The organism is Betaproteobacteria bacterium (genome assembly GCA_009377585.1).
GTDB lineage: Bacteria > Pseudomonadota > Gammaproteobacteria > Burkholderiales > WYBJ01 > WYBJ01.
Map to the genome: position 1 here is coordinate 88520 of WHTS01000002.1, position 12969 is coordinate 101488.

Annotated in this window: 14 protein-coding genes and 1 tRNA gene; 1 reads left to right on the top strand and 14 read right to left on the bottom strand. The window is 66.7% G+C overall.

Going from position 1 to position 12969, the window contains the following annotated elements:
- Positions 1–124 precede the first annotated feature (124 nt).
- The 6 genes from GEV05_01205 to rnr all read right to left on the bottom strand — a co-directional run bounded on the left by GEV05_01205 (position 125) and on the right by rnr (position 4696).
- The gene (locus GEV05_01205; GenBank protein ID MPZ42022.1) at positions 125–577 is read right to left on the bottom strand and encodes a 50S ribosomal protein L9; all 453 of its coding nucleotides are present in this window, start codon (positions 575–577) and stop codon (positions 125–127) included.
- Positions 578–590: 13 nt separating this feature from the next.
- Positions 591–887 (bottom strand): 30S ribosomal protein S18, encoded by a 297-nt coding sequence (gene rpsR / locus GEV05_01210; GenBank protein ID MPZ42023.1) that lies wholly within the window; start codon positions 885–887, stop codon positions 591–593.
- Between the two features lie 9 nt (positions 888–896).
- On the bottom strand, positions 897–1163 hold the full coding sequence (gene priB / locus GEV05_01215) for a primosomal replication protein N (GenBank protein MPZ42024.1): 267 nt from the start codon (positions 1161–1163) through the stop codon (positions 897–899).
- Positions 1164–1189: 26 nt separating this feature from the next.
- Positions 1190–1681 carry a 30S ribosomal protein S6 gene (gene rpsF / locus GEV05_01220; GenBank protein MPZ42025.1) on the bottom strand — a complete coding sequence of 164 codons (492 nt, stop codon included), beginning with the start codon at positions 1679–1681 and terminating at the stop codon, positions 1190–1192.
- A 65-nt stretch (positions 1682–1746) separates the two neighbouring features.
- Complete coding sequence (rlmB, locus tag GEV05_01225; GenBank protein ID MPZ42026.1) at positions 1747–2526, bottom strand: 23S rRNA (guanosine(2251)-2'-O)-methyltransferase RlmB; 780 nt, start codon at positions 2524–2526, stop codon at positions 1747–1749.
- Complete coding sequence (gene rnr / locus GEV05_01230) at positions 2519–4696, bottom strand: ribonuclease R (protein ID MPZ42027.1); 2178 nt, start codon at positions 4694–4696, stop codon at positions 2519–2521. Before rnr ends, rlmB begins: the two co-directional genes overlap by 8 nt.
- A gap of 38 nt (positions 4697–4734) precedes the next feature.
- On the opposite strand from rnr, the gene GEV05_01235 reads away from it, so the two are divergent.
- Positions 4735–4821: transfer RNA gene (locus GEV05_01235), tRNA-Leu, on the top strand.
- 86 nt (positions 4822–4907) lie between these two features.
- Here GEV05_01235 and GEV05_01240 read toward each other — a convergent pair.
- From GEV05_01240 to der, 8 genes are all read right to left on the bottom strand, one after another.
- On the bottom strand, positions 4908–6200 hold the full coding sequence (locus tag GEV05_01240) for an adenylosuccinate synthase (protein MPZ42028.1): 1293 nt from the start codon (positions 6198–6200) through the stop codon (positions 4908–4910).
- 87 nt (positions 6201–6287) lie between these two features.
- Entirely contained in the window at positions 6288–7535 is a 1248-nt protein-coding gene (locus GEV05_01245) for an ATP phosphoribosyltransferase regulatory subunit (protein MPZ42029.1), read from the bottom strand.
- A gap of 71 nt (positions 7536–7606) precedes the next feature.
- On the bottom strand, positions 7607–7792 hold the full coding sequence (locus GEV05_01250; GenBank protein MPZ42030.1) for a DUF2065 family protein: 186 nt from the start codon (positions 7790–7792) through the stop codon (positions 7607–7609).
- A gap of 47 nt (positions 7793–7839) precedes the next feature.
- Positions 7840–8718 (bottom strand): protease modulator HflC, encoded by an 879-nt coding sequence (gene hflC / locus GEV05_01255; GenBank protein MPZ42031.1) that lies wholly within the window; start codon positions 8716–8718, stop codon positions 7840–7842.
- Positions 8718–9893, bottom strand: coding sequence for an FtsH protease activity modulator HflK (gene hflK / locus GEV05_01260; GenBank protein MPZ42032.1), 1176 nt, complete (start codon positions 9891–9893; stop codon positions 8718–8720). Before hflK ends, hflC begins: the two co-directional genes overlap by 1 nt.
- Before the next feature lie 38 nt (positions 9894–9931).
- A complete protein-coding gene (gene hflX, locus GEV05_01265) occupies positions 9932–11041 on the bottom strand; it encodes a GTPase HflX (protein ID MPZ42033.1) in 1110 nt (369 codons plus the stop codon).
- Positions 11041–11280: an RNA chaperone Hfq gene (hfq, locus tag GEV05_01270; protein MPZ42034.1), complete on the bottom strand. Its 240-nt coding sequence runs from the start codon at positions 11278–11280 to the stop codon at positions 11041–11043. Before hfq ends, hflX begins: the two co-directional genes overlap by 1 nt.
- A gap of 275 nt (positions 11281–11555) precedes the next feature.
- Positions 11556–12914 (bottom strand): ribosome biogenesis GTPase Der, encoded by a 1359-nt coding sequence (der, locus tag GEV05_01275; GenBank protein MPZ42035.1) that lies wholly within the window; start codon positions 12912–12914, stop codon positions 11556–11558.
- Positions 12915–12969 lie beyond the last annotated feature (55 nt).

Below are 12969 nucleotides of genomic sequence, written 5' to 3' on the forward strand. Positions count from 1 at the left end.
CTCGCAGCGAATGCGGAACGGGAGGCGAGGCGCCGGATGCAGCGCCTCGTGCGATTCTAGCAGTCTACCGCCAAGGCGAAAGCGGCGTCGCGGCTTGTCAGATGGCCGCAGGCGATGATCGTGCCTAGACGGTATCGCCGAGCACCGAGACCTTGATCTGCGCGTTCACGTCGGCGTGCAACGCGAGCGCGATGTCGTGATCGCCGATCTGCTTGAGCGGTCCCTGCGGCATGCGGATGACAGCCTTGGGCACTTCGTGCCCGGCGGCTTCGAGAGCTTCGGCGATATCGGCATTGGTCACCGAGCCGAACAGCTTGCCGTCCACGCCCGCCTTGCGTGTGATTTGCAGCATCAGGCCCTCGAGCCTGGCAGCACGCTCCTGTGCCTGCCCCAACGCCTCGGACTGCAGCTTCTCCAGCTCGCCGCGCCGGCCTTCGAACTCGGCAATGTTCTCGGGTGTGGCGCGACGCGCCTTGCCGTACGGGATGAGATAGTTGCGCGCGAACCCGGCCTTCACCTTGACCACGTCGCCCAGGCCGCCCAGGTTCGGCAGCTTCTCCAGAAGGATTACTTCCATGCGCGTGCTCCGTTCAGTGCAGGTCGGTGTACGGCAGCAGCGCCAGGAAGCGCGCCCGCTGGATCGCAACCGAGAGCTGGCGCTGGTACTTCGCGCTCGTGCCGGTGATCCGCGCGGGAATGATTTTGCCGTTCTCGTTGACGAATTCCTTCAGGACATCGATGTCCTTGTAGTCGATCTGCTTCACGCCCTCGGCGGTGAAGCGGCAGAACTTGCGGCGCCGGAACAGCGCCCGCGAGCCGCGTCCGTCGCGGCGTCCACCGGGGCGTCCGCGGCCTTTTGTCGTCTTGCTAGAGCGTCTGACTGCCATCATGCACCTCTATTGAAATTCGATCTCCTGCGCATGCAGTACGAGCTGCGTGCTGCGCAGACTGCGTGGAGCCAGGAATCCGCTCGCGACAACCTCGCCTCCCGGCGCGTCCTGCGCCAGGCGCTGCGCCAGCGGCCCGAATGCGATCGCCGGCATGTCGAGCTCGACGCGGCGCGCTCCGCCCGCCTCGCTCTGCACCGACGTGTGTCGCAAGCGGAACTCCAGGACCGGAATGCCGGCGGGCGTGAAGCGCAGTTCGAGCGCGTCGTGCGCCATTCCGGAGAGCCGCACGTCGTTGCTGCTCACGCTGGGGTTTTCTCGGCCGGCTTCTCTTCGATCTTTTCCCCGGGCTTTTCTTCCGCCTGCGGCTGCGGCTGCGGTTGCGGCGCGCGCTCGGGACGTGGACCCCGGTCGCGATCGCCGCGGTCACCCCGATCGCGGTCACGGCCCCGATCCCGGTCGCTCGAGCGCGGTTTCTCTTCGCGCATCATCGGCGACGGCGTGGTGACGGCCTCGTCCGCTTTCGTCGTGAGATGCCGCAGCACGGCATCGTTGAAGCGGAATGCGTGTTCGAGCTCCTGCAAGGTCTCGTCATCGCACTCGATGTTCATGAGTACGTAGTGGGCCTTGTGCAGCTTCTGTATGGGATAGGCGAGCTGGCGGCGGCCCCAGTCTTCCAGGCGGTGGAGCTTGCCGCCGCGGCCGCTTACCATGGTGCGGTAGCGGTCGATCATCGCCGGGACCTGCTCGCTTTGGTCCGGATGGACGATGAATACCATCTCGTAGTGTCGCATCGATTCTCCTTGTGGGTTGAAGCCTCCCGCATGCGCGACCGGCGGTGAGGCAAGGAAGCGCGCGATTATAGCCCCTTGGAGCGCGAGTTCAAGGCCATGGCGCGTTGTGACATGGCGCGCTGGCGGCGGCTCTCGTACAGGCAGATTCCCGCCGCCACCGAAACATTCAGACTTTCCACGCTCCCCTGCATGGGGATGCGCACGAGCTGATCGCAGGATTCGCGCGTCAGGCGGCGCAGGCCCTCGCCCTCGGCGCCTAGCACCCAGGCAAGCGGACCGTCCAGCCGCGCCGCGGGCAGCGGGTCCGCGCCCTCCTGGTCCGCGCCGATGACCCAGATGCCCGCTTGCTGTAGTTGCTTCAGGGTACGCGCGAGGTTGGTGACCTGCAGATAAGGCACCGCGTCCGCGGCGCCCGCGGCGACCTTGGCGACGGTGGGCGTGAGCGCCACCGCGCGGTCTTTCGGCGCGATCACCGCGTGGGCGCCGAATCCGTCGGCCACGCGCAGGCAGGCGCCGAGGTTGTGCGGGTCCTGCACGCCGTCGAGCACGAGCAGCAGCACGGGTTCTTGCGCCTGCGCGATGACGTCCTCGATGCCGGCGCGCAGCTCGATTGCGACCACGCGCGCCGCAACCCCCTGGTGCTTCTCGGCGCCAGCGATGCGCTCGATACGGCTCGCATCGGCTTCGATCACTCGCACACCGGCCGCCGCCGCTCGCGCCGCCAGATCGCGCGCACGCGCATCGCGCCGCGCCGGGTCGAGATAGATCTCGTGAACGCTGTCGGGACGCCGCCGCAGCCGGCCGACGACCGCGTGGAAGCCGAACAGGATGCGCGTGTCACTCATCGAGCGTGAAGTCGATCCGCATCTGCTCCAGGTCCACGCGCACGAGCTTCACGCCCACCCGGTCGCCGAGGCGAAAGCGGCGCCCGGTGCGGCTGCCGAGTAGCAGATGCCGCGCCGGATCGAAATGGAAGTAGTCGTTGCCGAGCTCGGAGACGTGCACCAGCCCCTCGACATAGACTTCGTCGAGCGCGACGAAAATACCGAACCCGGTAGCCGCCGACACGCTGCCCTCGAAATGCTCGCCGACGCGATCGCGCATGTAATAGCACTTCAACCAATTGACGACATCGCGGGTTGCCTCGTCGGCGCGCCGCTCGGTCATCGAGCAATGCGCGCCGAGCGCGGCCCAGTCGCCCGGCGTATAGCGCTTCTTCGCCAGCACCGCCTTGATCGCACGGTGCACGAGCAGATCCGGATAGCGCCGGATGGGCGACGTGAAGTGGGTATACGACTCGTAGGCGAGCCCGAAGTGGCCGACGTTGTCCGGGCTGTAGACTGCCTGCTGGAGCGAGCGCAGCAGCACCGTTTGCAGCAGCTGCGCATCGGGCCGGTCCTTGATGGTGCCGAGCAGGCGCGCATAGTCGCCCGCTTTCGGCTCGTCGCCCCCGCCCAGCTGCAGGCCGAAGTCGCCCAGGAATTCGCGCACGGCGCCGAGTTTCTCCGGCGTCGGCCCCTCGTGAATGCGATACAGCATCGGCTGGCGATTGCGCTTCAGGAAGCTCGAGGCGCAGACATTGGCCGCCAGCATGCACTCCTCGATCAGGCGGTGAGCGTCGTTGCGCTGGACCTTGACGATGCGCTCGATCTTGCGCTCCTCGTTGAAGACGAGCTCGGTCTCGATCGTCTCGAAGTCGATCGCGCCGCGGCGGCTGCGTGCCTGTGCCAGCGCGCCGTACGCTCGTGCCAGGGCATCGAGATTCGCGCATACCTCCGGCGCCAAGTCCTCGCGGCTGCCTTCGAGGAACGCCGCAACCCGCGTGTAGGTCAGGCGTGCGCGCGAATGAATGACTGCGGAATAGAAAGCGTAGCTCTCCAGCCGACCGCGCGCGCCGATCGTCATGTCGCATGCCACGCACAACCGATCGACCTCGGGATTGAGCGAGCACAAGCCGTTCGACAGCGCCTCGGGCAGCATGGGAATCACCCGGCGCGGGAAGTACACCGAATTGCCGCGCTCGAGCGCTTCCTGGTCGAGCGCGGCGCCATGATGCACGTAGTGGCTCACGTCGGCGATCGCGACGATCAAGCGAAAGCCGCCGCTTCCCGCGGCACGGCTGGCACCGCCTGCGCCCTTGGAGAGCGCTTCGCACCAGACCGCGTCGTCGAAATCGCGCGCATTCTCCCCGTCGATCGTGACCAGCGCGAGGCTGCGCAGATCCTTGCGGCCACGCAGGTCGCGCGCCTCGGGCGCGGGCGCAAAGCGCGCGGCCTCGTCCTCGGCCTCGGGACCGAAGCGATACGGCAGCCGGTGCTTGCGCAGCGCGATCTCGATCTCCATGCCCGGATCGGCGTAGGAACCGAGCACCTCCACGATCCTCGCCACGGGTTGCGCGGCGCGCGAGGGCTGCGCCACGATCTCGGCCACCACCACTTGCCCGGGCAGTGCCTCGCCCGCGCCATCGGGTGCGACCAGCAGCGGCTGGCTGATGCGCCGGTCCTCGGGCTCGATCACGAGAATGCCGTAGTCGCGACGCAGTCGTCCCACCACGGTCGCGTTGCCGCGATCGAGCACCTCGACGATCGCCACCTCGCAGCGCCCGCGCCGGTCGACGCCGATCTCGCGCGCCATGACCCGATCGCCGTGCAGGACCTTGTGCATCTGGCGCGCGCCGACGAAGCAGTCGGGCTTGCCGTCGTCGCGAACGAGAAAGCCGTAGCCGTCGCGATGGCCTTGCACGCGACCACGGATGAGATCGAGATTGTCGACCAGGCACAACGCGCCGCGCCGGTTCTGCATGACGCTGCCTTCGTGCTCGAGGTCTTCGAGGGCTTGCTGGAACTCGGCATGCGCGGGGTTGCCGTAGCCCACGCGGCGCGCGAGATCGCGCGGCTGCAGCGGCACGGCCGCGGTCCGCAACTCGCTCAGCAGCGACTCCGCGACATTGGAGCCGCGCCGGCGCGTGCCGCGAGCCCGGTTGCGTTCCGACCTCTCAGACGCACGCTGCTTCATTGACATTCCATGGTTTTGCGTTTAGATTCTGGCGCCTCGCCGAGGTGGCGGAATTGGTAGACGCACCAGGTTCAGGTCCTGGCGGTGGCAACACTGTGGGGGTTCGAGTCCCTTCCTCGGCACCATGGCGCGGTTCTAAGAATTCGGCGCAATGCTCCCGCGAACCCGCGCTGCGCAATGATTTCCTCGAGTTCATCTACGCTCCGCGCGCTCAGCCGAACGGATGGCGCAGCACGATCGTCTCTTCCCGCTCGGGCCCGGTCGAAATGACGTCGATCGGCACGCCGCAGATCTGTTCGATGCGTCGCAGATAGTGCTGCGCGCTCGGCGGCAGCTGCGCATGGCTGCGCAATCCGACCGTGCTCTGTTTCCATCCCGCAATGTCCTCGTAGACCGGCTCGCAGCGCTGCAGCGCTTCCGCCCCCACGGGAAGGATATCGCTTAGCGTGCCGTCGATACGATAGCCCACGCCGAGGCGCAAGGTTTCGACGCCGTCCAGCACGTCGAGCTTCGTCACGCACAGGCCCGACACCCCGTTCAACTGGATCGAGCGCTTCAATGCAGCCGCATCGAACCAGCCTACCCGCCGCGCCCTGCCGGTGGTGGAGCCGACCTCGTTGCCGCGGCTCGCCAGGCGGCGGCCGACGTCATCGTCGAGCTCGGTGGGAAACGGACCCGAGCCCACCCGCGTCGTATACGCTTTGGTGATGCCGAGCACGTAGTGCAGCGCCTGCGGCCCGATGCCCGCGCCCGCGGAAGCCGCGCCGGCGAGACAGTTGCTGGAGGTCACGAACGGATAGGTGCCGTGGTCGACGTCCAGAAGCGTCCCCTGCGCGCCCTCGAACAGCAGGTTGTGCCCGGCGCGATTGGCTTCGTAGAGCATGCGTGGCACATCGGCGATGAGCGGCTGTATGCGATCGGCATAGGCCATGGCATCGTCCAGGGTCTGCTGGAAGTCGACGATATCGGCGCCGAAATAGTTCTTCAACACGAAATTGTGATAGTCGAGCACCTCGCCCAGCTTCGCGGCGAAGCGTTCGCGTGCGAGCAGGTCCTGCACGCGGATCGCGCGTCTCGCCACCTTGTCCTCGTACGCCGGGCCGATGCCGCGGCCGGTGGTGCCGATCGCGAAATCGCCCTTGGCCGCTTCGCGCGCACGGTCCAGAGCGGCGTGGTACGGCAGGATCAGCGGACAGGCCTCGCTCACCTTCAGGCGCGAGCGCACGTCGATTCCGGCCGCTTCCAGCGTATCGATTTCCGCGAGCAGATCCGGGGCAGAGAGCACCACGCCGTTGCCGATGTAGCAGGCGACCTGTTCGCGCAGGATGCCGGATGGGATCAGGTGCAACACGGTCTTGCGTTCGCCGATCACCAGCGTGTGGCCGGCGTTGTGCCCGCCCTGGAAGCGCACCACGCCCTGCGCACGATCGGTCAGCCAGTCGACGATCTTGCCCTTGCCTTCGTCGCCCCACTGCGTGCCGATGACCACTACATTCTTGCCCATGCCTAGCGACCCCGTGACCTGGATGACTCGTTGCCTCTTGCGCGCTCGCGCGCATTCTCATTCTTTTCGACGCGCTCGTGCACATTCTCAGCCCGTCGGCGCAGATCGTTCCCGGCCCGGTCGGCGCGCATTGCTCGCGCCAATGCGGCGCCCGTTGTTCGCGGCGGGCCGTTGCGCACGATCGAGGGCACGCACCTGCCAGCGGCCGCCGACCCGCGCGATGACATGGTCGCAGCCGAGCTCTTGTCGAGTATCCGCATGACCCGGCAGCTCGGCAACCACGATCTCGCCCCGCCCGCGCAGCTCGGCAACCAGCCGTTCGAGCTGCGGCGCGCGTGCCGCAGGCGCCAGGATGCGGCGTTGCTCGCGCTTGCCGCATGCGCCCGCGAGCTCGCGCACATCGAGACTGAACCCGGTTGCCGCGCGGGCGCGCCCGAAGGCCTCGCCCACCTCGTCGTAGCGTCCGCCGCGCGCCACTGCAGCGGTGAAGCCCGGCGCGTAAACCGCGAACACCACCCCGCTGTGATAGCGATAACCGCGCAGCTCCCCCAGATCGAACTGGATGGTGCGAGCGAGATCGCGCGTGGCGGCCGCCAACCGCCGTAAGTCCCGCAGCGCACCGGCGATCTCGGGAAGTCGCGGCAGCCGGCGCCCCGCTTCGCGCAACACCGTCTCGTCGCCGTACAGCTGCGGCAGGAGCTCGAGCGCCTCGCGATACGGCGCTTCGACCTCCCGCAGCAGCGCGCGCAGCTCGGGTAGATCCTTGGCCTGCAGTGCCAGAAACAATTCGTCTTCGCGCCGGCCGTTCAAGCCGCTGCGGCTCACGAGGCTGCGCAGCACGCCGACATGGCCGAGGTCGATCTGCGGAGCCGCGATTCCGGCCTGCGCCAGCGCCGCGAGCATGAGCCGCTGCACCTCGATGTCGCTTTCGAGCCCACGGTGGCCGAAAAGCTCCGCGCCCACCTGCATGGATTCGCGCGTACGGCTGCCGGCTACCGGCAGCGTGTGTACGACGCTACCCGCGTAGCACAGCCGTGCCACGCCCTTGCGATTGAGCAAATGCGCATCGATGCGCGCCGCCTGCGGCGTGATGTCGGCACGCAGCCCGAGCATGCGGCCGTTGAGCTGATCCACCAGCTTGAAGGTCTGCAGGTCGAGGTCACCGCCCGTGCCGGTGAGGAGCGAATCCAGGTATTCGATGATCGGCGGAATGACCAACTCATAGCCGTGCGCGACGAACAGGTCCAGCATGCGCCGGCGCAGCCGTTCGATGCGCATCGCCTCGGTGGGCAGCGCGTCTTCGATGTACTCGGGCAATACCCAGCGCGGGGTCAACGATCGCTCCGACTATGGTGAGGGCGGCGGCGTCCCGACCGCGCACGCGCGCATCGCCGCTCGCCTCGGCCTCACCTGACGAGATAAAGCAGCAGCACACCCGCGACCATCGAGCTCAGGCCGAGAAAACGCACCTGCCCGTCGCTCATTTCGGTCAGGCGCCGAAACGCCTCGCGCCACAGGGCCGGTATCAGAAACGGCAAAATGCCTTCGATCACCAGCACCAGGGCAAACGCGGTGAGCAGCATCTTCGACATCGCACGCCTCTGGCGGCCCGGTAGCGATCGGTCATGCGTGAGCGGCGCTACTTGGCGGGCCGCGCGGGGCTCTTCAGGTACTTGAAGAACTCCGAGTTCGGATCGAGAACAAGCACGTCGCTGCGGCTGCCAAGCCCGACCCGGTAAGCTTCGAGGCTGCGGTAGAAGGCGTAGAACTCCGGGTTCTGCTCGTAGGCGCGCGCGTAGATCGCGGCGGCCTTTGCGTCGCCCTCGCCCTTGATCCGCTGCGCTTCGCTGTAGGCGTCCGCGATGATGACTTCGCGCTGCCGGTCAGCATCGGCGCGAATCTTCTCCGACTCCGCCGCCCCGGTGGAGCGCAACTCGTTGGCCACCCGCTTGCGCTCGGCTTCCATGCGCCGGTACACCGACTCGCTCACTTCCTGCGGCAGATCGACGCGTTTGAGGCGCACATCGATCACCTGCACGCCGATCTTGCTCGCATCCTCGTTCGCCCTGTCGCGCATGAACTCCATGATCTGGTCGCGCTCGCCCGAGACCACGTCGTGCACCGTGCGGTTGCCGAACTCGTCGCGCAGGCTCGAATTGATCGTCTGCGACAGCCGCGTCTGTGCGCGCATCTCGTCGCCGCCCACGCTGATGTAGTACTGGCGCACGTCGACGATGCGCCACTTCACGAACAGGTCCACCAGGACGTTCTTCTTCTCCGAGGTGATGAAGCGTTCCGGTTCGGCCGTATCCAGCGTGAGGATGCGCGTATCGAAATAGCGCACGTTGTCGACGATCGGAAGCTTCAGGTACAGTCCCGGGCTCGTCTTGATGTCGACGATCTCGCCCAGACGGAACACGATGGCGTGCTGGCGCTGATCGACCACGAACATCGACAACGCAGCCAGCACCGCGGCCGCGATCAGCGCAACCAGCACACCTCCCAGCTTGGTGCGCATCAGCGCGACTCCCTTTCGCGGGAACGGAACGCCTCGCGCGAGCGCTGTGTCTGTGCGGGGCTCGCTTCAGTGGCATCCTGGCGCGATTGCGGCAGCGGCGCGCCCCTGCTCCCGGCCGATTGCAGGATTTTGTCCAGCGGCAGGTACAGGAGGCTGCCGCCGCCGGCGCGCTGATCGATGACGATCTTGCTGGTCGACTCGAGCACCTGTTGCATGGTCTGCAGGTACAGCCGCTCGCGCATTACAGCGGGCGCCTTCTGGTATTCCGCCAGCACTTGCGTGAAGCGGGAGGCCTCGCCCTCGGAGCTTGCCACCACCCGCTGGCGATAGCCCTGAGCTTCCTCGAGCAGTCGCGCCGCAGCGCCCTTGGCCTTGGGGATGACATCGTTGGCGTATGCCTGGCCCTCGTTCTTCAGGCGCTCCCTGTCCTGGCCCGCCTTGACCGCATCGTCGAAGGCGGATTGCACCTGCTCGGGCGGCTGCGCGTTCTGCATCGTCACCTTGCTCACCAGGATGCCCGTCTGGTAGCGATCGAGAATCCCCTGCATGAGCTTGGTCGCCTCCGCGGCCACCTGCTCGCGGCCCTCGTAGAGCACGAAGTCCATCTTGCTCTTGCCCACGATCTCGCGAATCGCGGTTTCCGCGGCCTGCAGCACCGCGTCGTCGGTGTCGCGATTGTTGAAGAGGTAGTCCTCGGGGCTCTTCAGAATGTACTGGACCGCAAACTGGATATCGATGATGTTCTCGTCGTCGGTGAGCATCAGCGCCTCTTTCAGCACCTTGCTCTTGACGTTGTTGCGGTATCCGACCTCCACCGTGCGCACCTGCGAGAGGTTCACGATCTCGGCCGACTCGATCGGATACGGCAGGTGCCAGCGCGGCCCCGGCTGGGTGGTCTCGTGATACTTGCCGAAGCGCAGCACCACGCCACGGTTACTGGCATCGACGATGTAGAACCCGCTCGCAAGCCACACCAGCAAAACCAGGATGGCAAGGAGCAGCACGCCGCCGCCGCCGACACGCGCGCCGCCGTCGCCCCCGCCCGAGGGCGGCTGACTGCCCCCCTTGCGGCCGAACAATCCGTTCAGCTTGGCATTCAGATTGCGCAATAGTTCGTCGAGGTCGGGCGGGCCTTCGTTGCCTCGTTTGCCCCACTGCGGATCGTTCAACGACATGGCTGGCTATTGGAGTTCGCTACAGGATGACCGCGCTATCAGGCGGCCGCTATCTTTTTGGATTGCTGGCTGTGGCTGCGAATCGCTGCGCGTACCGCGGCGAGCCCCGACCGGTCGCGCGCGCTGAGCCAAATCTTTGAAATGCTACCACACTCATCGCGCACAACCTCCGGTTCGATCCCCAGCAGGTCGACCTTGTTGTAGACGAGCAGCTGCGGGATCCCGCCCGCCCCGATCTCGTCCAGCACCTTGTCGACGTCGACCGCCTGCTGGTCGTGGCCGGGATGGGCCGCATCGATCACGTGCAGCAGCAGATCCGCCTGCACGGTCTCTTCGAGAGTGGCGCGAAACGCCGCGACCAGCGTATGCGGTAGCCCGCGGATGAACCCGACCGTGTCGGAGACGACGGCCTCGGTCTGGGCGTCGAGCTGGATGCGCCGCGAGGTGGTATCGAGGGTTGCGAACAGCTGGTCGGCCGCGTACGCGGACGCTTGCGCGAGGGCATTGAAGAGCGTCGACTTGCCCGCGTTCGTGTATCCGACCAGGGACACGTTGAAGACCTCGGCCCGGTGCCGGGCGCGGCGCTGAACGCGGCGCTGCGAGCGCACCTTGTCGAGCTTCTCCCGCAGCACCTTCATGCGATTGCCGACCAGCCGCCGGTCGGTTTCGAGCTGGGTCTCGCCGGGCCCGCGCAAGCCGATGCCGCCCTTCTGCCGCTCCAAGTGGCTCCAGCCATGCTTGAGCCGGGTCGACAAGTGCTGCAACTGGGCGAGCTCGACCTGCAGCTTGCCTTCATGGCTGCGTGCCCGCTGGGCGAAGATATCGAGAATGAGGCTGGTGCGATCGATGACCCGGCGCTTGAGCCGCAGCTCCAGGTTGCGCTGCTGTGCCGGGGCCAGGTCGTGGTTGAAGATGACCACGTCGGCACCGAGATCGGTGGCCACGCGTTCGAGCTCTGCGACCTTGCCGCTGCCGGCGAAATAGGCAGGATCGGGTCGCTCGCGGCGCCCGCCCACGGTCGCCAGCGCGGCCACGCCGGCGCTCGAGGTGAGCTGCTTCAGCTCCGCGACGCTTTCGGCATGACCGACCTCACCCAGGTCGAGGCCAACCAAGATGGCCCGGTGACCGTTACCCGGACGCTCCAGCATCAGCTCTCTTGCGCTTGTTCCGCCTGCAGGTTGACCGGTCGGGAGGGTACGACGGTGGAAATGGCATGCTTGTATACCATCTGAGTGACCGTATTGCGCAACAGCACCACGTACTGGTCGAACGACTCGATCTGGCCCTGGAGCTTGATGCCATTTACCAGGTAGATTGACACCGGTACATGCTCCTTGCGCAGCGCGTTGAGGAATGGGTCTTGTAATAATTGGCCTTTTCCGCTCATATTGACTCCATTCTAGTCGGTCCCACCGCGGCACTGTACGCGATTTCGGCGGCGAATACCATAAAACGGGCCGCCGCCGCCCGGCGCCGATAGCCGGCGCAAATGCAATAAGAACCGCGCCGCACGATTCGGTTCCGAAAATTCGCCGAGCTCTCTGCAAGCTACCTGCCCGGAGGCATCTTGCCGTCATGCTACGCGTCCGTCATGGGCCGGCTTGCCGTCGCGCTTTGGGGCAGCACGCCCCTAGTCTCTTGCGGGCGGCACGCCCCGAGTCGTCAGCGGGCGCGGCGCCCTGAACCGTGCACGTAAGGATTGTCGCCCTGGCGGTATTCGATTCTGAGCGGCGTCCCGTGCAGCTTGAAAACGGCGCGCACCCGACCTTCCAGGTAGCGGCGATAGCTTTGCGGCAAATTGGCCACACCCGTGCCGTGGGCCACCACGATGGGGGGATTGTTCCCGCCCTGATGGGCATAGCGCAGCTTCGGCCGGTTGAGCCCCTTGCGCGGCGGCGGGTAGGCGGCAATCGCGTCCCGGACCACGCGGGTGAGTCTCGGCGTCGGCATTTTCAGAAACGCAGCCCGATACGCTTCGTCCACGGCCCGCATGAGCGCATCGAGCCCCTGGCCGTTGCGCGCGGAGATGAACTGGAAGCGAGCGAAGTCGAGGTAGTTGAGACGGCGCTCCAGCTGCGCCTTGAGCTGCGAGCGCTCGGCGGCGCTGAGCCGGTCGCACTTGTTGACGGCCACCACGGTGGCGCGGCCCGCATCGATCACGTAGCCGGCGATATTGCCGTCCTGGTCGCTCACGCCTTCGAGGGCGTCGACGACCAGAATCGCGACATTGGCCTGCTCGATCGCCTGCATGGCGCGAATGACTGAAAATTTCTCGATCGGGTCCGAAACCCTCGCCCGCCGCCGCAGTCCGGCCGTGTCCACGAGCGTGTAACCGCGGCCCCGATGGTCAAATTCGACTTCGATACTGTCGCGGGTCGTGCCGGCGGTCTCGGAGGTGATGAGGCGCTCGGCGCCGAGCAAGGTATTGATGAGGGTGGACTTGCCGGCATTCGGCCGTCCCACCACCGCGATCCGCGGCCGCTTTTCCCCGCGCTCGGCTGCGTCATCGGGCTCCGGCTCCGGCGCGCCGGCGACCGCATCCAGCATGTCCTCGATCAGCGCGGCAACGCCATCGCCGTGCGCCGCCGAGACCGGCCAGGGCGCGCCCAGCCCGAGCTCGTGGAACTCCGCCGCCGCGACGCTGCGGTCGAGACCTTCGGCCTTATTGATCACCAGCCAGATGCGCTGCCCGCTTTCCCGCAGGCGCTGAGCGATCACTGCGTCCTGGGCTGTCAATCCCTCGCGGCCGTCAGCGAGGAAAACGACCGCGTCGGCCTCCGTGATGGCGCCCAGCGTCTGCCGCGCCATCTGCAGCGGCAATCCCGCGCTGGCCGCGGGCTCGAAACCTCCCGTATCGACCACCAGAAACGGCCGCGCGCCGACGCGCCCACGTCCATAGTGCCGATCGCGGGTGACGCCGGGCGTATCGGCGACGATGGCCGAGCGCGAGCGGGTCAGCCGGTTGAACAGCGTCGACTTGCCCACGTTGGGGCGTCCGACGATTACGAGCGTGGGAAGCACGGCATTGGTTCCTGGCGTACCCGGGACGGTGCTGCGAACCCCGCTGACCGCATGG

Coding starts and splice junctions, on each gene's coding strand:
- GEV05_01240 (MPZ42028.1), bottom strand. CDS start 6,200: ATGGGCAAGAATGTAGTGGTCATCGGCACGCAGTGGGGCGACGAAGGC.
- hflC (MPZ42031.1), bottom strand. CDS start 8,718: ATGCGCACCAAGCTGGGAGGTGTGCTGGTTGCGCTGATCGCGGCCGCG.
- hflX (MPZ42033.1), bottom strand. CDS start 11,041: ATGCTGGAGCGTCCGGGTAACGGTCACCGGGCCATCTTGGTTGGCCTC.
- rpsR (MPZ42023.1), bottom strand. CDS start 887: ATGGCAGTCAGACGCTCTAGCAAGACGACAAAAGGCCGCGGACGCCCC.
- hfq (MPZ42034.1), bottom strand. CDS start 11,280: ATGAGCGGAAAAGGCCAATTATTACAAGACCCATTCCTCAACGCGCTG.
- hflK (MPZ42032.1), bottom strand. CDS start 9,893: ATGTCGTTGAACGATCCGCAGTGGGGCAAACGAGGCAACGAAGGCCCG.
- GEV05_01250 (MPZ42030.1), bottom strand. CDS start 7,792: ATGTCGAAGATGCTGCTCACCGCGTTTGCCCTGGTGCTGGTGATCGAA.
- rlmB (MPZ42026.1), bottom strand. CDS start 2,526: ATGAGTGACACGCGCATCCTGTTCGGCTTCCACGCGGTCGTCGGCCGG.
- priB (MPZ42024.1), bottom strand. CDS start 1,163: ATGGCGCACGACGCGCTCGAACTGCGCTTCACGCCCGCCGGCATTCCG.
- GEV05_01205 (MPZ42022.1), bottom strand. CDS start 577: ATGGAAGTAATCCTTCTGGAGAAGCTGCCGAACCTGGGCGGCCTGGGC.
- rpsF (MPZ42025.1), bottom strand. CDS start 1,681: ATGCGACACTACGAGATGGTATTCATCGTCCATCCGGACCAAAGCGAG.
- rnr (MPZ42027.1), bottom strand. CDS start 4,696: ATGAAGCAGCGTGCGTCTGAGAGGTCGGAACGCAACCGGGCTCGCGGC.